Below are 21,209 nucleotides of genomic sequence, written 5' to 3' on the forward strand. Positions count from 1 at the left end.
TTGATACAGATTGTTTTAGCCTTAACCATTTTTTTGGCGACACTTATCTTGGTCATTTGGCAACCGAAAAACTTGTCCATTGGCTGGTCTGCTTGTGGTGGGGCGATAGTGGCTTTATTGCTAGGGGTAGTCAACCTACAAGATGTATGGGATGTTACGAGTATTGTCTGGAATGCAACACTAGCGTTTGTAGCGATTATTCTTATTTCGTTAATCCTCGATGAAATTGGCCTTTTCGAATGGGCAGCGTTACATATGGCCAGAGTAGCTAACGGAAATGGATTAAAGATGTTTATTTATGTATCGATATTGGGAGCCCTTGTGGCAGCGTTCTTCGCTAACGACGGTGCAGCACTTATTTTAACTCCGATTGTTCTTGCGATGGTGAGGGCATTGAAGTTTGATGAAAAGATGGTATTTCCGTTTATTATCGCAAGTGGATTTATCGCTGATACAACTTCCTTACCGCTAATTGTAAGTAATCTTGTTAATATTGTTTCAGCAGATTTCTTTAACATCGGGTTTGTCGAGTATGCTTCAAGAATGATTGTTCCAAATTTCTTTTCCTTAGGCGCTAGTATTTTGGTTTTATATTTATTTTTCCGAAAAAGCATTCCCAAAAAATATAATCTTGCTCATTTAAAGCAACCAAATGAAGCGATTCGGGATGAAAAGATGTTTCGTCTATCCTGGGTTGTACTAGGGATTCTCTTGATTGGTTATCTTACCAGCGAATTCCTTGGAATTCCAGTCTCAGTTATTGCAGGAATTATTGCAATCTTTTTCTTACTTATGGCTAGAAAAAGCCATGCAGTAGATACTCGGACTGTCATAAAAGGAGCACCGTGGAGTATCGTCTTTTTCTCTATTGGTATGTATGTTGTCGTTTATGGGCTAAGAAATGCAGGCCTCACCAATGTGCTATCTGATTTTATACAGTGGACAGCAGATCATGGGTTATTTGCAGCTACAATTGGAATGGGATTTATTGCAGCGATTCTTTCTTCGGTTATGAATAACATGCCTACTGTCATGATAGATGCATTGGCAATTGCGGATACTAATACCACTGGTGTTGTTCGAGAAGCATTAATTTACGCGAATGTGATTGGCTCCGACTTAGGACCGAAAATTACACCGATTGGGTCTTTAGCAACGCTTTTATGGTTACATGTATTAAGTTTAAAAGGAGTTAAAATTTCCTGGGGTACTTACTTTAAAACGGGGATTATACTGACCATACCAACCTTATTTATAACCTTGGTAGGACTTTATCTATGGTTACTCATTATTTCATAGACTTAGTTGCTGTGTTAAAGGACATTGTTGATTTTGCTAACCGTTGATTGGAGCGGAAATCAACGTACTTGTTCATTTCATAAAAAAGGAGATTACAACATGACTAAAAAAACGATTTATTTTCTATGTACTGGAAACTCTTGCCGAAGCCAAATGGCAGAAGGTTGGGCAAAGAAACATCTTGGAGATGAGTGGGAAGTTAAAAGTGCTGGTCTTGAAGCGCATGGTCTAAATCCGAATGCAGTAAAAGCAATGGAAGAAGCCGGGATTGACATTGCTGGACAGACTTCGGATGTCATTGATAATGAAATTTTAAACAACGCAGAGCTTGTTGTAACTTTATGTGGACATGCAGCTGACCATTGTCCAGTCACACCCCCACATGTAAAAAGAGTTCATTGGGGATTTGATGACCCTGCAAAGGCGGAAGGAACTGAAGAGGAGAAATGGGCATTTTTCCAACGAGTCCGTGACGAGATAGGAGACCGTATTGAACGGTTTTCAAAAACTGGGGAGTAATTAGTTTTTTAAAATAGGGGAGTGGATAACAGTGAAAAGATTAGAGGTTTTTGACCCTGCGTTATGCTGTCCAACGGGCGTGTGTGGGCCTAGTGTAGATCCTGAGTTGATTAGGATTGCATCTGCGCTCTTTCTTTTAGAAGGAAAGGGATTTTCCATTGATCGATATAATCTAAGTAGTGAACCAAGCGCCTTTGTAACGAATACAAAGGTCAATCAGTTACTAAATGAAAAAGGGCCGGATATATTGCCAATTATCCTATTAGATAATGAAGTCATCATGACAGGAAGCTACCCTGAGAATAAAGCGTTGGCCGAATGGTTTGATATTAATCCTGATGAACTCGTTGCAAAACCTTCAAGTAAAAGTTTACTTTAAAAGGGGTAGTTAAAATGTTTCCTAAGTTTGAACCATTAAATATGGTATTTACCCCTTATCTATTTTTTACAGGTAAGGGAGGAGTAGGAAAAACATCAACAGCCAGTGCATTAGCCATTCACCTGGCTGATAAGGGGAAAAAGGTTTTAATCGTCTCGACCGACCCTGCATCCAATCTCCAGGATGTTTTCGAGGTAGAACTTTCCAACGAGATCAAACCTATTCCACAGGTTAATGGACTTTACGCTTGTAATATCAATCCGGAAGAAGCTGCAAGGAAGTATCGTGAAAGGGTTGTAGGTCCCTATAAGGGCAAGTTACCAGAAAGTGTGATTACCTCGATGGAAGAGCAATTATCCGGGGCTTGTACCGTGGAAATTGCAGCCTTTGATGAATTCACCAATTTATTGGCGAATCCTTCGATTAAGAAGGAATACGATCACGTCCTTTTTGACACCGCACCTACCGGCCACACTCTTCGATTGCTTCAATTACCGAGTGCTTGGACGGAATTCTTAAATGAGAGCACACATGGTGCGAGCTGTCTAGGACCGCTTGCGGGTCTTGAAGGGAAAAAAGAATTATATGCCAATACAGTTGACTCGCTTTCAGCACCGGATGAAACGACTCTGTTCCTGGTGGCACGGCCAGATGAATCAAGTTTAAAGGAAGCATCAAGAGCTTCTGAAGAGCTTTCTAGTGTTGGGATAATTAATCAGTGCTTGTTAATTAATGGTGTGTTACGAACACATATTCAAGGTGATACAGTTTCAGAGGCATTCTGGGAGAAACAGCATAAGGCATTATCACGAATTCCAAAGGGTTTGAAGAATAGGTCTATTTTTGAAACTCAATTGGTTCCTTACTCATTAACGGGAATACAATCCCTTAGGGCTTTTTTCTCGGCAGAAGAGACAAAGGGTATAGCCTTCAGCAACGAAATAAAAAGTATTGAACTTCCACAGTTCAACAAGGTTATCAACGATTTAGAAGCAAGGAAGATAAAAGTTATATTCACGATGGGAAAAGGTGGAGTTGGGAAAACTACAATTGCTTCTGCGATAGCTGTTGGATTAGCAGAACGCGGACATCGGGTGCACTTAACGACCACTGACCCTGCGGCCCATATAACAAATGTCCTTGGAAAAGAAACTGTTGAGAACTTAACATTGAGTCGAATTGACCCAAAGGTGGAAGTGGAGGCTTACCGAGAGGAAGTAATATCAAAGGTTTCGAACGAATTAGATGAGAATGCAATTGCTTATATCAAGGAGGATTTAGAATCTCCTTGTACTGAGGAAATAGCCATTTTCCGTGCTTTTGCTGAAGTTGTTTCTAGAGCTAAAGAAGAAATTGTCGTGATTGACACAGCTCCCACCGGGCATACCTTGTTGCTGTTAGATGCAACGAATACCTATCATAAAGAATTGGAACGATCAACTGGAGAGATTCCTGAAAGTGTCAAAGAGTTACTTCCAAGATTGCGGAACCCACAAGAAACGGAAGTGGTAATTGTGACGCTTCCTGAGGCAACACCAGTGTTCGAGGCGAAGAGACTACAAGAGGATTTAATACGGGCGGAAATTAACCCAAACTGGTGGGTAATCAATCAGAGCTTTTTCGCAACTGAAACAACCGATCCGGTTTTAAGGGGAAGAGCCCTGTCAGAAACATCTTGGATTGATATGGTGGGGGCTAACCTGGCTAAGCATTTTGCTGTAATTCCGTGGACAAAGGATGATATAATCGGACAAAAGCAGCTTAAAGAAATGGTACAAACGAAAGGGTGAAAATAAATGCAAATTACAAATGATGCACGAGAAGTGTTAAAAGAAGTGCTGAAAGAACAAAATGCAGCTGGCATCCGTGTCTACTTTGCGGGCTTTGGCTGAGGGGGTCCACAAATTGGACTGGCTCTGGATGAGCCGGAAGCAGAGGATAAGGTAATAACTATAAACGAAATTCAAGTGGCAATTGATCCGCAGATAGAGGACAATACAGAAATATTAACACTTGATTTTGATAAACAGCAAAACGGTTTAGTTCTACTTGGTAACGAAAGTGATTGTTGCTAAGGATTGACGAACTAGTAAAAAAGCAGCGAGGGTGATTAATCTATACCCCTTGCTGCTTTTTTGTTATTTGCCCGTTATCTCAAAGAAATTAAATAATAGTGCTTTATATAAGCTCTATTATCTAGCATCAGGAAACACCCTGCGAATCGTCTCGGAAAATTCGTGAATGTATTCGTCTGTGGGCTTTTGGTTCTTTACATAACTTGCGTACCTTTCCATCCGTTGATAGAATGCAGGATTATTTGAGGTGTGCACAGCGTCTGCATGTTCAACGTTAGATGTAACAACTTGCTTGATTTTATTTCGGAGGTCAAGGGATATCGAATCTGATCCCGGCTTTAATTTAACTGCCACAAAAGCATTATTATCTGTTTCGAGAATAATGGCTTCTGAAACATCCTCAATTAGGGCAACTTGATCAGCTGTAACCTCTTCAATCGATATATTTGTTCGACTATTTCTTACCTTCTGATCCTGTTCTGTACTAGTTATTTGCATTCTTTTGTCATCTAGGCGGTCACCTGTTTGGTCACTGTTAATTTCAACACCGTTAGTATGGTCAAACGCAGTATCTTGTCCAACTGATTCTCTACCTGTGAAATCCAATGTTTTTGGATCAACTTCTTCCTCCGTACTCACAGAACAACCTGTTAATGTAAAAAGCAAAGTCCCCGCAATTATCACTTTCTTTATCATGTAATCATCCTTTTTCCAGCTTTTTCATGGTTAGGATGCCAAAAAAGGACAAAAATATACATTCATAAAATTGGGAATGAAAAAAATCATGGTTGCCCATGATTTTTTCAGGTGGTTTAATCACCAGCTTGTTTTTTCTTTGGTTTATGATGACTGATTAACCCATCGTAGTCAGTGATATACAACTCAACTTCCGGCATAGTATCAAGGTAATGTTCCTGAATCAACAGGTAATAATTTACTCGCCTAAGAGGATCGTACGGTAGCATAGGATATTTATTCTGATCCTTTACATATTGGTCTACTGCTTTTTGAACCCGATCAATAATCGGGGGGATGTCTTTTTCACGCTCTTCAAAAATGTCATATGTTTCCTTGGACATATAAAACGGTTTTGAAGGAATGCCATGCAAAATGGAAGTGAGCTGATTAAAGTCAATACTAAAGTCATCTTTAACCAGAATTGTCCGATAGACTCCTTTAGGAAGACCCTCAGAGAAGCTTCTGACTGCTTTTATCACTTCCTCAAGCGTTACATCAATAATCGGCCATTCAGCGTTATCCTTTTTTCCACTTTTCTTCACGTTAGGTGAAGGTTTATCCTTATACAAGATTAAAAAACTGATTACTCCCACAATTACTAAAGCAAGCAAAACTCCTATAACCGTGGATGCAGGATAGACTCCAAGTAGTTGCTCCAATATGCTCCCCCCTTTTAGGCTATAGATGTATAGCTAGAGTTACGACCATTAGTTTTCTTACAAATTAAAATGTCTTTCTTTGCTCTATGTCTAATAATGATGGGTGTTTTCAACCAACCTCATGAGTCATTCTAGGTGTTTTTCTGTGATTTTTAGTACAAATAAACATGATGTAAAAGAGAGGTAAGCTATATGGAGGAATGAAGACAATAGGAGAGGCAACCCATTAGGTTAGAAATTTGATTGTTATGCATAGTAATTCCCCCTTTTAAATTAAATTAAACAGAATAACTGGAATGGGGGAAGGTTGAATTAGCGTATTCCTTACCTATATTATAATGATTTTTTTTAGATAGGTGTCAATTATTCTCAATATAATAGTGATTATTACTTTTTACCGTTAATCGTTATTGCCCCATTTAATAAAAAGTTTTCTTATATTTTTTGAAAGATTGATGACACTTAGTTATATAGAGCTATGTATGAAGCAAAATTACTTGATTTGTAACATAAGGAAACAATCAATGATGTTAAAATAAGGCTAACTTACAAATGGGGTGTTAACTATGGAGAAAAAACTTGATCAACTAATTGAAACACTCGTAGAGGTAAAAGGGAAGATTGATCTATTAGCGAATAAGGTAGAAACCTTAGAAACTCGACTTAACGGATTAGGGAAAGTGGACAGCATTGAACATAGAGTAACATCAAATCAGATTGATATAACCGATATTAAAGAGGCGCTTGAACGGATGGAAGAAATTCAAAGTGAAAAAGTTGAGGCAATGTTAAAAGAGGTTATTCAAAGCTTTAGTCAAAAGAATTCTAGAGAGTTCAGTACCATTCATAAACGACTGGATTCTCATCTTTTGAAATTAGGTAGAGTGGAAGAGGATATCCTCATGCTTAAGGAAGATAGAGGCTAAATATTTTAGAAAAGACTGCGGTTAACCTTAAGTAGTTCCGTTTCGGTGAAGAAATATACGAAATAGCATACTAATTAGCAGACCAAATCGCATATGATTTGGTCTGTTGTTTTTCTGGTTAATCTGTAGTTTTTTTATATTATTCTCATATTCTTGCACCAAGAGCTTTCCTTGGTGCAGTAATATAGGTTTTATCCACTAGTTACTGCACCAAGAGCTTTCCTTGGCGCAGTAATATAGGTTTCATCTACTAGTTACTTCACCAAGAGCTTTCCTTGACGCAGTAATATAGGTCTCATCTACTAATAACTGCACCAAGAGCTTTCCTTGGCGCAGTAATATAGGTTTTATCTACTAAAAACTGCACCAAGAGCTTTCCTTGGCGCAGTAATATAGGTTTCATCTACTAAAAACTGCGCCAAGAGGCTTTCTTGGCGCAGTTTTTTTTATTATCACGCTCAAACTACTACTCCATGAGCCTACCTAGCAGCAGTTTATAATAATATTTATTTTGGAAAGCAATGATTGGAGAATTCGTCAAAGTAGAGCGGGCCGCATTTCACAAAGTTTTCACAGGGCGGATTAGCCTTGATTTCATAGGATTTGCTACCATTATGTTCTATGTCTATGAAGTAGTTCACAAAATCGTTGCCAATGTAGGGATAAATGATTTGTAAAAAAAGGTATATTTATAGTGAACTAACTTACAAATATTAGTTATTATTAGTCTTTGCTTAGAAACTTTTTAGAGGTGATACCGATATGAAATTCGACTTAGTGCTTTTACATGCTCCTAGTGTTTATGACTTCCGTAAAAATGCCCTCTTAGCCGGACCGATTAGCGACGTGGTTCCGTCTTCACCAGTTTTTGAAATGTATCCCATTGGACTAACAAGCATTGCGGAATATCTTGAGCGCAATGGGTTGCGTGTGAAAATAATTAATATTGCAAATCGAATGTTGATGGATGAAAAATTTGATGTTGAAAAGAAGCTGAAGAAAATCAAAACAAAAGCATTTGGAATTGACCTTCATTGGCTTCCTCATGCTCATGGTAGCATCGAACTTGCAAGGATAGTAAAGAAATTGCACCCGGAAACTCCAATGGTGTTTGGAGGATTATCAGCGACCTATTATCACGAAGAATTAATAGAGTATCCAGAAATTGACTTTGTTATGAGGGGAGATGCCACCGAAAAGTTAATGCTGCAGTTAATGAATCATATCAAGGCTGGAGTGCACCAGTTTGGCGGTATTCCTAATCTGACCTGGAAGAATGAAGAAGGTAAATCAATCTATAATCCACTGACGCATGTACCTGAGGACTTAGATGAATTTGACATTCCTGGCTACCGATATGCGATAAAATCTGTTTTTAAATACAGAAATTTTCTAGACCCCCTTCCATATAATGGGTGGCTTCAGTATCCAAACACAGCTATTCTGACTGCTAAAGGTTGCACCCAGGCATGTTTAATCTGTGGGGGATCCAAACAATCTTATAAGGATAATTGCAATAGAAAAGTACTTGCAAAAAGATCTCCCAAAAAACTGATTGAAGACATACAATTTATACAAAGGTTCAGCCGTGCACCGATTTTTATTCTTCATGATATTCGACAAGCAGGCAAAGAATACGTAGATGAATTTTTTGAGCGGCTCAGCCAGATCAAGCTTAAAAATGAACTAGTATTTGAATTGTTTCAATATGCCAACGAGGAATACTTCGAGAAAATCGCAAAAGTAGTACCTAAATACAGTGTTGAGTTGACACTCGAGACTCATGATGAAAAGATTCGTCGGTATAATGGGAAATTCAGCTGTACAAATGAAAAAGTTGTCCAAACACTTAAATCGGCTTTAAAACATAAATGCGCAAAAATCGATATCTTCTTTATGTCAGGAATTCCCCATCAAGACTACAACAGTGTACTGAAGAATGTTGATTTCTGTGAACAAATTCATCTGGCCTGTGGGGAAGATAAACGACTTTCTTACTTTGTTGCACCACTTGCGCCGTTTTTAGATCCGGCAAGTCCAGCATTTGAAAATCCGGAGAAGTTTGGCTATAAGAAATTCTGCCACACGATAGAGGATCATCGGAAGCAAATTACTCAGCCATCATGGAAATATATGTTAAGCTTTGAAACTGATTATATGACGAGGGATGAAATCGTTCGCTCCACCTATGACTCTGCTAAGTTGTTAAATGACTTTAAACTTAAATATAATCTCATTGATCAGAAAACCTATCTTGAGGTAAATGAAAATATGGCAAAATCACTCGTTTATATCAAAAAAATTGATGATATCATGGAGTTGCCAGAAGCAGAGAAAGAAATTGAACTGGCCAAGCTAAAACAAGAAATGGAAGATGTAAATGAGTACAGTATCTGCGGGAAGCATGAACTGAAGTGGGAAGTGAAAAAGAATTATGCGAATGTTTTTTCCTTGACTGTTATAGGATTGGAATTACTTATTGCGGACAAAGTGATCAATCTCAAACAACGCTATAAGGAATCTGTTCAATGGTTAGTTGGCTTAAAAGAGAAGACAAGTAGAACATAAAAAAAAATCGCCAACTGGCGATTTTTTTTTACCTATGTGACACAAATACAAACAGTTTAAAAACTGTTTGTATTTGTTATTATGATAGAACTTCAGAATTTGAAATATGGAAAGGGTCTCTGCTTTCAACATCAATCGATTTTTGGGTTGATTCAGTCTGTAACAGCTGCTCTTGTTTGGTAGCTTCAATATATTTTATATGATGCTCTTCCATTTCAAGGATTTTGAATGCATATGGACCAAAACGTAACGAATCGCCTTGCTTTACGTTAAAGTTCTCCGTTAGCATCCAGCCGCCCACTGTATCGAAATCTCCTTCTTCGATCTCAATTCCGAGTAGTTCATTAAGCTCTGATACTAATAATTTTGCATCAAGAATAAATTGATTCTCGTTAACCTTTTGGACCATTGGAATTTCATCCATATCGAACTCATCTTGGATTTCCCCGACGATTTCCTCAAGAATATCCTCAACAGTTACTAGCCCAGAAGTACCCCCATATTCATCCATTAGAATGGCCATATGAATTCGGTCCCTTTGCATCTTAACCAGCAAATCATGGATTGGAATAGTATCAATCACACAAATAACTGGGCGGCTATACTCTGCAACTGTTCTACGACGAGTATCAGGGTTAGCAATTAAATCGGTCATTACTTCTTTGCTGTTTACTAATCCTATCACATGGTCTTTATCCCCATCGACAACGGGGTAACGGGTAAATTTTTCTTCTTTAATGACATTAAGAAAGTTCTCTAATGTAGCGTTCTGCTCCATTGAAACAATCTCGGTTCTCGGAACCATGATTTCCTTGGCAATCCGATTATCAAATTCAAATATTTTATTTACATACTTAAACTCTGATTGGTTTATCTCTCCACTTTTAAAGCTTTCAGACAGAATAATGCGAAGTTCCTCTTCAGAGTGAGCAAGTTCTTGTTCCGAAGCATTTTTCAACCCTAGTGAACGAGTTAAAATTTTCGCGGAACGTTTTAAGATCCAAATAAATGGGTACATGATTTTATAGAACCATGTAAGGGGGCGGGCTGTAACAAGAGTTACCTTCTCTGCCTTTTGAACGGCCAATGTTTTTGGCGCAAGTTCACCTACTACAACATGTACGAAGGTAATTAATAAAAAAGCGCCTCCAATAGATAGGACATGGCTAGCACCAGATAGAACCTCAACATTACGAAAGACGTTCTCTAAAATCCGAGAAACTGTCGTTTCCCCAAGCCAACCAATGGCTAATGTTGTAACTGTAATTCCGAGCTGGCATGCTAACAAGTATTCATCCAAATTAGAAATCACCTTTTTAGCTGTTACTGCACTCCTCTTTCCCTCTTCAATTAACTGATCAATCCTGGAACTTCTCACTTTCACAATCGCAAATTCTGATACAACAAAAAATGCTGTAAAAGCAATTAAAATGGCTATCCAAACCAAGTTAAATATGTCCAAATAGATCCCTTAGCCTGTAAGGATTTACAGGTAAGGAGTCACCTCCCAATAAACTAAAATTAACGCCTGTAATCCATGCAAATGAAATTCTTATAGAGTGTTAGTTTGCAATATAACTCTAGCCATTGTGCCTAATATCATCTTCGGCAGATAATGTGTTTGGTTCGTTCCGTCCCAATACCGAAGCTTTATTCCTTAGGACAACGATATGACAGAATACCCCATCCTATCACCTCAGCTTTTCATTTTACCTATTATTATATCATATAGCGAGTAACCCCGCTTAATTATAATATTGTATGTAGTGAGGGGATGGGATATGAAGTCTCTAGATGAATTGTATGGAAAAATTTTCATAACATAAAATTACGTTTGTTTATATCGGTTGGCCCAATCCTTAGAAAGCATGCTATATATGACTAAATCATGGAATTTGCCGTAGAGGTTTTCACCGTCACGAATAACCCCCTCTTGGGTAAAACTAAGTCGTTCTGGAATCGCACGGCTTCTGTAGTTTCCGACTCCGCACCTAATTTCTACGCGGTTTAACCCTAGCTGAAAGAAACAATAATCAAGTAGCCCCTTTACCGCCCGTGTTATAATTCCTTTTCCTTGAGCGTGGTGTGCCAAATAATAACCGAAGCTGGTTTGCGAATTCAGCCAATCAATCTGATGTAAACCGATGCTTCCAACCAGTTGCCCCTTGTAACGGATACCGGCATTAAAACCATTATTTTCTGCGAATTGTTTTAACCACATCGGAATAATGGCATGGTAGGAAGAAGGGGAGGTCATGCTGTCAACCCAAGGGAGCCATTCCCGTAAATATAACCGGTTTGTATCAACAAGCCAATACAACTCAACAGCATGATGGAGCTCAAAAAGTTGGAGTTCAATTTCGTTATCCACTTTCAAGGTAAACATCACTAAGGTCCTCCAATATCCATTTTGTTATAGAAAACATAATCATCACTGGTTTCTCTAGTTAATTCCTATCTGCTAAAAAAATACGCTCTTTATCCCTTGCGAGGGGGAGAAGAATAATAAACTCTGTTCGATCTTGTACGGAAGAGCAAGCCAGAAAACCTTTATGTTTCTCAATAATTTCCCTTGAGACAAATAAGCCCAAACCTGTTCCAAGCTTTTTCGTTGTCACAAAGGGCTCAAATATTGATTTGAGCATGTTCCCAGGTATGGCTGGTCCATTATTAGCTATTTCTAACTTTATATGAGAGTTATTAATGGTGTAGGCTCTAATTTCAATCTTTGGATCATCACGATATTGACTTAACACATCTATGGCATTAAACACAATGTTAATTAAAACTTGTCGAATTTCATCTGCATACCCATTTAGCTCCATTTCCTCGGGGGTTTCTTTTACAATCTTTACCTTTGAATCGAGGATACTAGGATATAAGAAGGCTAATACCTCTTCAATCATCTGGTTGATTGAAAAAGTTGTTTTCTCCTTCCCGATTAATTCCTTTTTGGATAAAAGAAGAAATTGCGAAATTCTAAAGTTTAATTGGTCTAACTCACTTTTGATGATATCCAAATACTTCATTTCGGGATAATCCGCCCTCAGTAATTGAACAAAGCCTTGAATAGAAGTGAGTGGATTGCGGAATTCATGGATAAAGCTAGATGTCATTTGACCCAATAGCGTCAAACGATCTTTATGAGTCGAGTTGATAAACTCTGTTTTTTCCTCAATTATTTTATTTTTATGCTCTGAATAATAGCTAACTGCTCGATAAAGGAAATGGTCAAAGCAGTAGTTTATCCTGTTTATGGAGTCCTGCAGTTCTGTCCCCTCGAGGGGAATCTTAGTTAAGTAGGAATATATAAGAGACCGACCTAAGTTTACATTGTAAACGAAATCGCCAATATTGTTGTTTGATTTTAACCGAGCGCTCCCGATTTCAATCGCAAGATGTTCAATATACGGTTCGAGCTCTTCATCACTTTTTGAAAACATCTCTAACAATATTCGAATCATCTCTTTTGCGTTATCTCTATATAGGTCATCTTCAGCGACAATCATTTTATGATTCCACTCATTAATTAAGGCCTCTTTTTTTATCTCAAGAAAATCTGTTAGCTTTTTCTGAGTGACTGTATGCATGGCATCTTCCCTCGCTTTACTTAATAACAACATAGACCGTGACAACAGCCTAAATAAACACTATGTTGGTGCGTATTTTATTAATTTCTTTCTAAGTATGAAAAACCCTTTGGAAAATTCAAAAAATATATCGATGAAAAAAAATAATACCGCCAGTAGTTTGGCGGTATCTCAGGAATTGTTTGCTGAAAATGGTTCAATATGAATGGTTGCACTTTGTACATTGCATTCCGTTTCTAATTTCTTCTCAACATTTTCTGTAATAGTGTGGCTTTCAATTACATTTAATTCCGGATTGACTACTATGGTTGCCTCGACTAAAACCTGATTTCCATGCATCCTGGCTTTAATATCGGTCACCTCGTTCACACCTTGGGTTGTGAGGATGGTGTGTTTAATTGTATCTAGTGAGTGAACATCGAATCCATCTGTTAACGTATGAGTCGCTTCGAAAAAAATAGACCAAGCTGTTCTACATATAATGACACCAACTAGGATTCCGGCAACAGTATCAATAAAAGGGACGCCGAACTGCGAACCCATAATTCCAATAAAAGCACCGACGCTTACGAGTGCGTCTGATCGATTATCATAAGCAATTGCTTTTATACTAGAGCTGTTGATTTTCCTGCTTAAGTTTAAGTTATATCGGTATATCCCAAACATGGCTCCCGCACAGGCAATAGCAACCCAGGCAGCTACAAGATCTGGAGTTTCGGTTTGTCGATTGAAAATGGATTGAATGCCATCAATGATGACTTGAATACCAACTGTAACCATGATAAAGGAGGCAACAAGGGATGCGATAGATTCGGCACGGTAATGCCCATAAAGATGATTTTGATCAGCTGGTTTTCGAGAAATTCTAAGTCCAATTAAAACAGCTATCGAGGCAATAATATCTGTACTGTTGTTGAGTCCATCTGCCAAAAGTCCATCTGAATGCCAAATGGTGCCTGCGGTGAGTTTAACGGCAGCAAGAATAAGATAGGCAAAAATACTGACCCAAGCGCCTCTTTCACCAAACTTTATTTGTTCATTCCTGTCCATGGCGAATTCCTCCATCTTTCGTGTACATTATATCGATGAGTTCATGGTCAAATAGTTCTATAGAAACATCGCTAAAGGGTGGAAGCAGTCTTGATGGTGAAGCCCCTTTACGGTGCATTTATTTTGAGAATTGGGTTTATTTTTCACCCTATAACTTTTATTAATACCCTTAATAGTCTTTTTATATGATTTATCTACTAACGTTCAACATTAACACAAAAAAAGAAGGCTCAGCTGCCTTCTCGGTGTTTATTAAAATCATGCCTTAATCAATAGAAAATTAGGAAATACTTACATTTGGAAGGAGTCGGATGATTCGATCAGGTTACGGTTCACTATAGACGTTTCGTTTGCTAACATCCTTCTGAATTGCTCGAGGTGAGTTTCTGTATCATTTCCTTCAAGTATTATCTTTAATGAAGTCTGTTGTTCTACTGTTAGTAAAAATGAAACGAGCTTTGTTAGAGAAGAGGCATCAACGACCTTCTGCTGACTAGATAAATATAGTGTTCCGTTATATTTTTTCACGGCTTGGTGAATTTCAAGCATTTTTCTGAATGAAAACCGATTACGGACAACTACACTGGATGAGATAATCCCATTCATAATCTTTAGCTCCTTTTATATCAATGTATTTTTATTTACCCGAATTATTAAAAAACAAACTAGGCCTATGGTCATTATTTTGTTTTTTGTGAGTGAGGAATAGTTGCGATACCCTTTAACCAACCTTAAGATAGGCAGCAAAGTTTATGGTTAATATCTTCTTTGTTAATTTAATTGGAAGGCGCGGAACTCTAGTCGCCGCACTAACATGTGCAAAGGGTTTAGAATGAAAGCCAACATAAAAAAATGCTACAAAGGAGTGAGGAAATGTTAACAATTATAAAAAATGGTGAGGTATATGCACCCGAATATTTAGGAAGAAAAGACCTCTTGATTGTAGATACTAAAATAGGATTTCTAGAAGATAAAATTGATAAACCCTCGGGATTTGTGGACGTTAAAGTAATTGATGCAACTGGAAGTTTGGTGGTCCCAGGCTTTATTGATTCCCATGTCCATATTATTGGTGGAGGTGGTGAAGGCAGCTATAAAACCAGAACCCCTGAGCTCCAATTAACAAGTGCAACGTTGGCGGGTGTTACGACCATTATTGGAGTCATTGGAACGGACGGAACCACCCGAACGATGGCTTCCCTTATTGCCAAAGCGAGAGGACTTGAGGAGGAAGGGATAACCTGTTATGTCCAAACTGGGTCTTATCAGGTTCCAGTTAAGACTTTAACAGGGAAAATTGAAGATGATTTAATATTAATTGATAAGATTATTGGTGTGGGTGAGATTGCAATTGCCGATCATCGTTCATCACAACCTACATATGAGGAATTAGCCAAAATAGCTTCAGCGGCTAGGATTGGTGGAATACTATCTGGGAAGTCTGGAGTGGTAAACATACATGTAGGTGATAGTTTGAATCATTTGAAGTTAATTGAAAAAGTGGTAGACGAGACAGATATACCAATTACCCAGTTTTACCCAACACATATCAATCGAAATTCACATCTCTTTCAAGCTGGAATTAAATATGCGAAAAAAGGAGGGTTTGTAGACTTTACGACGAGCTCAATCCCTAAATTTTTAATGGACGGAGAAGTTAAGGCGAGCAGAGCATTGCGGGAAATGCTTAAAGAGGGGGTTGATATCTCCCGAATCACCTTTACTTCTGATGCCCAAGGAAGTCTGCCGGACTTTGATTCATCTGGAGAGTTAGTTGGTTTAAAAATTGGTCAAATTTCCTCCTTATATCAAGAGGTTAAAGATAGTATTTTGAAGGAGAAAATCCCTATTGAACAGGCCTTGCCCGTTGTTACTCAAAATCCGGCTAAAATTTTGAAACTCAGCCAAAAAGGTACTATCGAACCCATGAAGGATGCAGATCTAGTCTTGTTGGACAAGGAAACTTTAGAAATTAAGAATGTAATCGCTAAAGGCCAAATGATGGTGGAAAATGGGGAGGCAATTGTTAAAGGGACATTTGAAAACTAACACCAAAGGTTAGGATTAGGATTGGAGAAAAAAATGAGAATAGTCACTTCTAGTGATTTAACTGTCACAAAATCGACCTATTTTTTCCATTAGAATCAACCTAAATATGTTAATTTTAAGGCAAGAAAATAATGAAATAGGGGGGCTTCGTAAAAATGGAGATATTTTCTATCACTCTTAGCATTGCCAGCATCATGGTCCTTATTTATTTTATTGGATGTGCTGTTGCGAATAAAGCCTGAATTCCATTAAGTTGAAGCCAAATCTGGTTTCAGCTTTTTTCTTTGGATTTTTTGGACTCAAAAACGAGTTGTTTATATACTTTGAATTCGTCTCACTGTAATTTTCTGAAAAAACTGGTTATGCTTATTAATGTGAATAATTAATAGAGGGGGACTTCAGTTTGGCAGAGTTCAGGATTGAAAAGGATACACTCGGTGAAATCGAGGTGCCGGCAGAAAAGTATTGGGGTGCCCAGACACAAAGGAGCAGGCAAAACTTTAAGATAGGTTCAGAAACCATGCCGCTAGAGTTGATTTATTCCTTCGCTCATATTAAGAAAGCTGCAGCTAAAGTAAACTGCTCGCTTGGAAACATGACAGAGACGAAAAAGGAAGCAATAGTAAGTGCGTGTACTGAAATTCTTAATGGTAAGTTTGACGATCATTTTCCACTTGTTGTTTGGCAGACAGGAAGTGGGACTCAAACCAATATGAATGTTAATGAAGTTGTTGCAAGGAGAGGAAATGAGCTATTAGAAGAACTCGGATCTGAAGAACGAATTCATCCGAATGATGATGTGAATATGTCGCAAAGTTCAAATGACACCTTTCCAACTGCAATGCATATTGCTGCCGTACTTTCAATCACAAATGACTTACTTCCCGCCCTAAATCAGTTGAAAACAACGCTAAGCAGGAAGGAGAGTCAATTTGCAGAAATTATTAAAATTGGAAGAACTCATCTTCAAGATGCAACGCCGCTAACCTTAGGGCAAGAAATTAGTGGTTGGCGTGCCATGCTCGAAAAGTGTCAAAAGATGATTGAGGCAGCTCTTGACTATATATATGATTTGGCAATTGGAGGGACGGCTGTAGGAACAGGAATTAACGCGGATAAGACGTTCGGGGATTTAATGGCTATTGAAATTTCTAAGCAAACGAATAGAACTTTTCGATCGTCTGAAAATAAATTTCAAGCCCTTACATCCCATGATGAACTTGTTTATATGCATGGAGCACTAAAAGCTTTAGCTGCTGATTTAATGAAAATCGCGAATGATGTGAGATGGTTAGCAAGTGGTCCAAGGAGTGGAATTGGTGAATTATCCATTCCTGCAAATGAGCCGGGGAGTTCGATTATGCCTGGGAAAGTGAACCCTACACAAAGTGAAGCTTTAACGATGATATCAACGCAAGTATTTGGAAATGATGCCTCGATAGGATTCGCCGCAAGTCAAGGCAATTTTGAGTTAAATGTATTTAAACCGGTGATTATTTATAATTTTCTCCAAAGCACTAGGCTTTTAAGTGATGGGATGAAGAGCTTTGATGAAAAATGTGCCGTAGGCATTGAAGCCAATATAGAAACCATCAAGGCAAATGTAGAAAATTCCTTAATGCTTGTTACCGCACTTAATCCCCATATTGGTTACGAAAAAGCAGCTGAGATTGCAAAGCTCGCCTTTAAGGAAAATTTAACTCTAAAAGAGGCTGCAATTAAAACTGGTTACTTAACCGAAAGTCAATATGATCAATGGGTTAAGCCGGAAAAGATGGTATAACATATGAAAAGCCCCCTTCATTGGATGAAGGGGGCTAGCCATATTATAATTTAATTTTTACTTAATCTTGCTTGATTAGCGCTGTGTACCGCTCATTTGTTGTTGAGCCATGCTTACAAGGCGCTTTGTAATTTCGCCACCAACAGATCCGTTAGCGCGAGAAGTAGTTTCTGCTCCAAGGTTTACACCAAATTCAGAAGCAATCTCATACTTCATTTGATCAAGAGCTTGTTCAACACCAGGAACCAATAATTGATTAGAATTGTTACTTGCCATTAATGTTTCCTCCTTTGTGTTTTCACTAGTTGTATTTGGGTTAGTTTGGATTTGAACCAATGATGACTTGTTCGTCATAGCAACCTGCCTAACCCTCGATGAGAATTTTGGAGTAAACCGTTTGTTCTTGTAGCTTAACCAGCTTTTATTTTTTTATTCACTTTTTTTTATTTTTTTTTGTTTTCTTTTTTCGAAACTTGCTTTGTTCGATAATCGTTGTTGCGCCTTGTTGTGTGTGTTGTTTATTTTGTTTTGTTTATGTTGTTAATTGTATTATGAGTCGTTTAACACATCTTTATTCAACTTTTTTTAAAAGTTTTTTTTCGCATTTAAACTTGTTGAGGTTACCGGTTTAATCATATTAAATCACTAGAACGAATCAGCCAAACTAAAATCAGATTCAGCGGCCGCGAAGTCACTACCTTTACATAAGTCTATATTCAAAGTTGCAAACTAAAGATATGTACAAAGAGTAGGAGGAAGAAATATGGGGATGTGCCCACTATGTAATGGCTTTGATCAGGTTCGTGCCCAATGCCAAAATTGTGGTAGCCAGTTGGAGAACAAGGGACGCGAAGCCGAGTATTATGATGATTATAGTCCATACATGCCGATTGATATGATGAAGCTTGAAGATGGTTACCCGACAGACTTCAAAAATGGAGAATGCCCACATCTCTTCGTCTGTCCTAATTGTGGGATTGAACAAGTCATTCAGGTAGAAGAATAGCAAAAAATCCCTCCAGCTTCTGGGGGGATTTTTTGTGCTTAAGAGTTAACGAATTCTTAATTCACTTTCTTTATCAAAGAAATGGACTTTGTTCATATCAAATGCAAGTTCAAGTGTTTCGCCAGCTTTTATATCTGTGCGTGAATCAACTCGGGCTACAAAGTCTTGACCTTCTAAGTTAGAATAAATCATTGTTTCTGCCCCATGTAATTCTGAAACCTCAACATTAGCCTTAATAGTTGCACCTTGAGCAGCATCAATGAATAATTGCTCATCATGAAGATCTTCTGGTCTGATACCAAGGATAATGTCTTTTCCTACATAACCTTGGTCACGTAGGACCTTCATTTTTCCTTCCGGAATAGAGACAGCAGTTTTACCAGTTACAAACTTACCATCTTCAATTTTTCCGTTAAAGAAGTTCATGGATGGAGACCCGATAAAGCCGCCTACAAAGACATTTTCTGGTTTTTCGTATACATCTTTTGGTGCACCAACCTGTTGGATGATACCATCCTTCATAACTACTAAACGCGTAGCCATCGTCATTGCCTCTGTTTGGTCATGGGTTACATAAATAGTTGTCGTTTCTAGACGGCGGTGTAGCTTAGCGATTTCTGCACGCATTTGGACACGTAGCTTTGCATCTAGATTCGATAAAGGCTCGTCCATCAAGAAAACTTTCGCATCACGAACAATCGCTCGTCCCAATGCAACACGCTGTCTTTGACCACCAGAAAGTGCCGCAGGCTTACGCTTTAAGTAAACTTCAAGTCCGAGAATTTTTGCCGCCTCGGTTACACGGCGATCGATTTCTTCTTTAGAGAACTTACGTAATTTTAAGCCAAATGCCATATTATCATAAACAGTCATATGTGGGTAAAGGGCATAGTTTTGGAATACCATCGCAATATCACGATCTTTAGGAGGAACATCGTTTACAAGCTTTCCATCAATATAAAAGTCACCTTTTGAAATATCTTCAAGTCCAGCAATCATCCGTAGGGTCGTTGATTTTCCACATCCAGATGGTCCAACGAAAACGATGAACTCTTTGTCTTGGATGTGAAGATTAAAATCGCTTACGGCAGTTACGTTATTATCATAAATTTTATATATATTATCTAATTTTAACTCGGCCATTATGGAGCCTCCTCGTTGATGTGATTACAACGTAATTCTACCAACTGAAAGCGCTTTTATCATCGGCGGAGTGCACAAAATTGTCCAACTCCTTTTATGCAATGTGCAAAGTATCAATCCGTTAACTCGGCAATCAGGCAGGCAAGATATACAGTTAAAGCATTGCTAAAGACCTTGACATTAATACTTGATTGTTCTGTAAACTTGTCAAGGCGATATTGCAGAGTATTCCGGTGAATATAAAGTTTTTTCGCAGCGAGAGTAGCATTCGAACCGTTCTCAAGAAAGACCTTCATTGTTTCGAGTAACTCCTCATCACCACGGAGTAAATCAACGATATCTGTTTCAAGCAGGCCTTTTAAAGGGGAGGCAAGACTGATTGAAGTTAGTGCAGGGAAAACCTTTTCATAGGTAAAAATTCGCTCCTTTGTGAGAAGGGCCATACCTTCAGTAAACACCTTCCTTTCTAATAAGAAAGCCTCACGAATGTTCCCTTGATTCATTCGTGTTTTCCCAATATAGAAGTATGTTTTGATAAAAAAGTCATTTTCCAGAGTGGTGCTAATGGAGGAAAAGTCATTTTCATCATAGCTAAGCTCAGCCGACTGATCCTGGATTATTAGTCCTTTTTGTTCATTTAACCAGATAAAGGATGCATCAGTGAAAAATTCCTTTAATGCTTTATCCCAGTCAGCTATGTCGGTATCGGTATTCTTTACGTGAAATTGAACTATCCGAACACCGCGATCAGATAGCGGTGGGATGCTTCCTTCATGAAAAAGGTAATCGTGCCACTTCTTTTCAATCCCAGATAAACGGTGAGATTCTTCAGTGTCGACAATTTCAAATAAGGTTCCAAGAAGGGTAAGTTGGTCTTCGGTTATTACTTCCTTAGGAATACCGAGCCAACTGGGGTCTTCAGAGTTATCCTTGACCCAAACAAACTCATTGAAAGATGATTGGGGAGGGGTATTGATTAAAATGGAAGTTGGAAAGTGTGTTTGTAGTTTATTTAGCATTGTTAAATAACCTCTAATTTAGAATTATAGTGTGAATCTAGCTCTAAGTATGGCTGGGGAAGGATGGAGTATACGGTGAAAACAACTCAGACACCAACTTTGTTATGGTGTCTGAGTTCTGGTATGAAGCTGTGAAAAATGAAAAGAAAGCTTTGTTTATTCCGTCTACCTATTTATCGTATACATGATACAACATCAGTTCATGAATTTGGCTCTCGAGCTTTTGCTGAACTTCCGGGTCAGGTTTGTTATCTTTCCATTCAATTTTTCCGCTCTGTTGATAAATGCCATTATACCTCTTCTTTAGGTAGTAAAAAGAGATATGCCAACCTGGAATCTCTGTGTTCTCGTATAAAGGTTTATATTGAAAATGTGTTAACATGTCCGTTCCCCCCTAATTCTATTG

The 21,209-nt window shown here is 38.2% G+C and carries 20 protein-coding genes and 1 pseudogene; 10 read left to right on the plus strand and 11 right to left on the minus strand.

The genetic code is table 11. The annotated features are described in order from the left end of the window. The 5 genes and pseudogenes from BMX30_RS13300 to BMX30_RS24290 form a co-directional block, all read left to right on the plus strand. Complete coding sequence (locus BMX30_RS13300; RefSeq protein ID WP_090746376.1) at positions 1-1,299, plus strand: arsenic transporter; 1,299 nt, start codon at positions 1-3, stop codon at positions 1,297-1,299. A gap of 99 nt (positions 1,300-1,398) precedes the next feature. After that, on the plus strand, positions 1,399-1,818 hold the full coding sequence (gene arsC, locus BMX30_RS13305; protein WP_090746379.1) for an arsenate reductase (thioredoxin): 420 nt from the start codon (positions 1,399-1,401) through the stop codon (positions 1,816-1,818). Between the two features lie 31 nt (positions 1,819-1,849). Next, positions 1,850-2,197 carry an arsenite efflux transporter metallochaperone ArsD gene (arsD, locus tag BMX30_RS13310; protein WP_090746382.1) on the plus strand — a complete coding sequence of 116 codons (348 nt, stop codon included), beginning with the start codon at positions 1,850-1,852 and terminating at the stop codon, positions 2,195-2,197. A 14-nt stretch (positions 2,198-2,211) separates the two neighbouring features. Continuing rightward, on the plus strand, positions 2,212-3,987 hold the full coding sequence (arsA, locus tag BMX30_RS13315; protein ID WP_090746383.1) for an arsenical pump-driving ATPase: 1,776 nt from the start codon (positions 2,212-2,214) through the stop codon (positions 3,985-3,987). Between the two features lie 75 nt (positions 3,988-4,062). Continuing rightward, a pseudogene (locus tag BMX30_RS24290) lies at positions 4,063-4,186 on the plus strand (iron-sulfur cluster assembly accessory protein); the annotation flags it as partial. Between the two features lie 203 nt (positions 4,187-4,389). Here BMX30_RS24290 and BMX30_RS13320 read toward each other — a convergent pair. Together BMX30_RS13320 and BMX30_RS13325 are read right to left on the minus strand one after the other, a co-directional pair. Beyond that, on the minus strand, positions 4,390-4,968 hold the full coding sequence (locus BMX30_RS13320; RefSeq protein WP_090746386.1) for a YhcN/YlaJ family sporulation lipoprotein: 579 nt from the start codon (positions 4,966-4,968) through the stop codon (positions 4,390-4,392). 116 nt (positions 4,969-5,084) lie between these two features. Then, positions 5,085-5,669: a DUF3939 domain-containing protein gene (locus tag BMX30_RS13325; RefSeq protein ID WP_170843884.1), complete on the minus strand. Its 585-nt coding sequence runs from the start codon at positions 5,667-5,669 to the stop codon at positions 5,085-5,087. 566 nt (positions 5,670-6,235) lie between these two features. Here BMX30_RS13325 and BMX30_RS13330 point away from each other — a divergent pair. Together BMX30_RS13330 and BMX30_RS13335 are read left to right on the plus strand one after the other, a co-directional pair. Next, the gene (locus BMX30_RS13330) at positions 6,236-6,595 is read left to right on the plus strand and encodes a hypothetical protein (RefSeq protein ID WP_090746392.1); all 360 of its coding nucleotides are present in this window, start codon (positions 6,236-6,238) and stop codon (positions 6,593-6,595) included. 762 nt (positions 6,596-7,357) lie between these two features. Beyond that, positions 7,358-9,163: a TIGR04190 family B12-binding domain/radical SAM domain protein gene (locus BMX30_RS13335; RefSeq protein ID WP_090746395.1), complete on the plus strand. Its 1,806-nt coding sequence runs from the start codon at positions 7,358-7,360 to the stop codon at positions 9,161-9,163. A 79-nt stretch (positions 9,164-9,242) separates the two neighbouring features. On the opposite strand, the gene BMX30_RS13340 is transcribed toward BMX30_RS13335, so the two are convergent. The 5 genes from BMX30_RS13340 to BMX30_RS13360 all read right to left on the minus strand — a co-directional run bounded on the left by BMX30_RS13340 (position 9,243) and on the right by BMX30_RS13360 (position 14,409). Further along, the gene (locus BMX30_RS13340) at positions 9,243-10,625 is read right to left on the minus strand and encodes a hemolysin family protein (protein ID WP_090746398.1); all 1,383 of its coding nucleotides are present in this window, start codon (positions 10,623-10,625) and stop codon (positions 9,243-9,245) included. A 366-nt stretch (positions 10,626-10,991) separates the two neighbouring features. Then, positions 10,992-11,549, minus strand: a complete 558-nt coding sequence (locus tag BMX30_RS13345; protein ID WP_090746401.1) for a GNAT family N-acetyltransferase — start codon at positions 11,547-11,549, stop codon at positions 10,992-10,994. Between the two features lie 61 nt (positions 11,550-11,610). Then, positions 11,611-12,753, minus strand: a complete 1,143-nt coding sequence (locus tag BMX30_RS13350; protein WP_090746403.1) for a histidine kinase N-terminal domain-containing protein — start codon at positions 12,751-12,753, stop codon at positions 11,611-11,613. Positions 12,754-12,924: 171 nt separating this feature from the next. Beyond that, positions 12,925-13,803: a cation diffusion facilitator family transporter gene (locus BMX30_RS13355; protein ID WP_090746406.1), complete on the minus strand. Its 879-nt coding sequence runs from the start codon at positions 13,801-13,803 to the stop codon at positions 12,925-12,927. A gap of 291 nt (positions 13,804-14,094) precedes the next feature. Further along, positions 14,095-14,409, minus strand: coding sequence for an HPr family phosphocarrier protein (locus BMX30_RS13360; RefSeq protein ID WP_090746409.1), 315 nt, complete (start codon positions 14,407-14,409; stop codon positions 14,095-14,097). Between the two features lie 267 nt (positions 14,410-14,676). Between BMX30_RS13360 and iadA the strand changes: the two genes are divergently transcribed. Both iadA and fumC read left to right on the plus strand, forming a co-directional pair. Next, positions 14,677-15,852 (plus strand): beta-aspartyl-peptidase, encoded by a 1,176-nt coding sequence (gene iadA / locus BMX30_RS13365; RefSeq protein WP_090746412.1) that lies wholly within the window; start codon positions 14,677-14,679, stop codon positions 15,850-15,852. Between the two features lie 403 nt (positions 15,853-16,255). Further along, positions 16,256-17,635, plus strand: a complete 1,380-nt coding sequence (gene fumC / locus BMX30_RS13370; RefSeq protein ID WP_090746415.1) for a class II fumarate hydratase — start codon at positions 16,256-16,258, stop codon at positions 17,633-17,635. A 75-nt stretch (positions 17,636-17,710) separates the two neighbouring features. On the opposite strand, the gene BMX30_RS13375 is transcribed toward fumC, so the two are convergent. After that, positions 17,711-17,911: an alpha/beta-type small acid-soluble spore protein gene (locus BMX30_RS13375; RefSeq protein WP_090746418.1), complete on the minus strand. Its 201-nt coding sequence runs from the start codon at positions 17,909-17,911 to the stop codon at positions 17,711-17,713. Positions 17,912-18,398: 487 nt separating this feature from the next. Here BMX30_RS13375 and BMX30_RS13380 point away from each other — a divergent pair, with 487 nt between their 5' ends. Beyond that, positions 18,399-18,641, plus strand: coding sequence for a hypothetical protein (locus BMX30_RS13380; protein ID WP_090746421.1), 243 nt, complete (start codon positions 18,399-18,401; stop codon positions 18,639-18,641). A 45-nt stretch (positions 18,642-18,686) separates the two neighbouring features. Here the strand turns inward: BMX30_RS13380 and BMX30_RS13385 are convergent, their stop codons facing one another. The 3 genes from BMX30_RS13385 to BMX30_RS13395 all read right to left on the minus strand — a co-directional run bounded on the left by BMX30_RS13385 (position 18,687) and on the right by BMX30_RS13395 (position 21,185). Beyond that, positions 18,687-19,784 carry an ABC transporter ATP-binding protein gene (locus BMX30_RS13385; protein WP_090746424.1) on the minus strand — a complete coding sequence of 366 codons (1,098 nt, stop codon included), beginning with the start codon at positions 19,782-19,784 and terminating at the stop codon, positions 18,687-18,689. A 113-nt stretch (positions 19,785-19,897) separates the two neighbouring features. Further along, positions 19,898-20,803: a PucR family transcriptional regulator gene (locus tag BMX30_RS13390; RefSeq protein ID WP_090746427.1), complete on the minus strand. Its 906-nt coding sequence runs from the start codon at positions 20,801-20,803 to the stop codon at positions 19,898-19,900. Positions 20,804-20,972: 169 nt separating this feature from the next. After that, a complete protein-coding gene (locus BMX30_RS13395) occupies positions 20,973-21,185 on the minus strand; it encodes a YheE family protein (protein ID WP_090746429.1) in 213 nt (70 codons plus the stop codon). Positions 21,186-21,209 lie beyond the last annotated feature (24 nt).

The organism is Mesobacillus persicus (genome assembly GCF_900109925.1).
GTDB lineage: Bacteria > Bacillota > Bacilli > Bacillales > Cytobacillaceae > Mesobacillus_B > Mesobacillus_B persicus.

Coding starts and splice junctions, on each gene's coding strand:
- arsC (WP_090746379.1), top strand. CDS start 1,399: ATGACTAAAAAAACGATTTATTTTCTATGTACTGGAAACTCTTGCCGA.
- arsA (WP_090746383.1), top strand. CDS start 2,212: ATGTTTCCTAAGTTTGAACCATTAAATATGGTATTTACCCCTTATCTA.
- BMX30_RS13320 (WP_090746386.1), bottom strand. CDS start 4,968: ATGATAAAGAAAGTGATAATTGCGGGGACTTTGCTTTTTACATTAACA.
- BMX30_RS13330 (WP_090746392.1), top strand. CDS start 6,236: ATGGAGAAAAAACTTGATCAACTAATTGAAACACTCGTAGAGGTAAAA.
- BMX30_RS13335 (WP_090746395.1), top strand. CDS start 7,358: ATGAAATTCGACTTAGTGCTTTTACATGCTCCTAGTGTTTATGACTTC.
- BMX30_RS13345 (WP_090746401.1), bottom strand. CDS start 11,549: ATGTTTACCTTGAAAGTGGATAACGAAATTGAACTCCAACTTTTTGAG.
- BMX30_RS13350 (WP_090746403.1), bottom strand. CDS start 12,753: ATGCATACAGTCACTCAGAAAAAGCTAACAGATTTTCTTGAGATAAAA.
- BMX30_RS13355 (WP_090746406.1), bottom strand. CDS start 13,803: ATGGACAGGAATGAACAAATAAAGTTTGGTGAAAGAGGCGCTTGGGTC.
- BMX30_RS13360 (WP_090746409.1), bottom strand. CDS start 14,409: ATGAATGGGATTATCTCATCCAGTGTAGTTGTCCGTAATCGGTTTTCA.
- iadA (WP_090746412.1), top strand. CDS start 14,677: ATGTTAACAATTATAAAAAATGGTGAGGTATATGCACCCGAATATTTA.
- BMX30_RS13375 (WP_090746418.1), bottom strand. CDS start 17,911: ATGGCAAGTAACAATTCTAATCAATTATTGGTTCCTGGTGTTGAACAA.
- BMX30_RS13380 (WP_090746421.1), top strand. CDS start 18,399: ATGGGGATGTGCCCACTATGTAATGGCTTTGATCAGGTTCGTGCCCAA.
- BMX30_RS13385 (WP_090746424.1), bottom strand. CDS start 19,784: ATGGCCGAGTTAAAATTAGATAATATATATAAAATTTATGATAATAAC.
- BMX30_RS13390 (WP_090746427.1), bottom strand. CDS start 20,803: ATGCTAAATAAACTACAAACACACTTTCCAACTTCCATTTTAATCAAT.
- BMX30_RS13395 (WP_090746429.1), bottom strand. CDS start 21,185: ATGTTAACACATTTTCAATATAAACCTTTATACGAGAACACAGAGATT.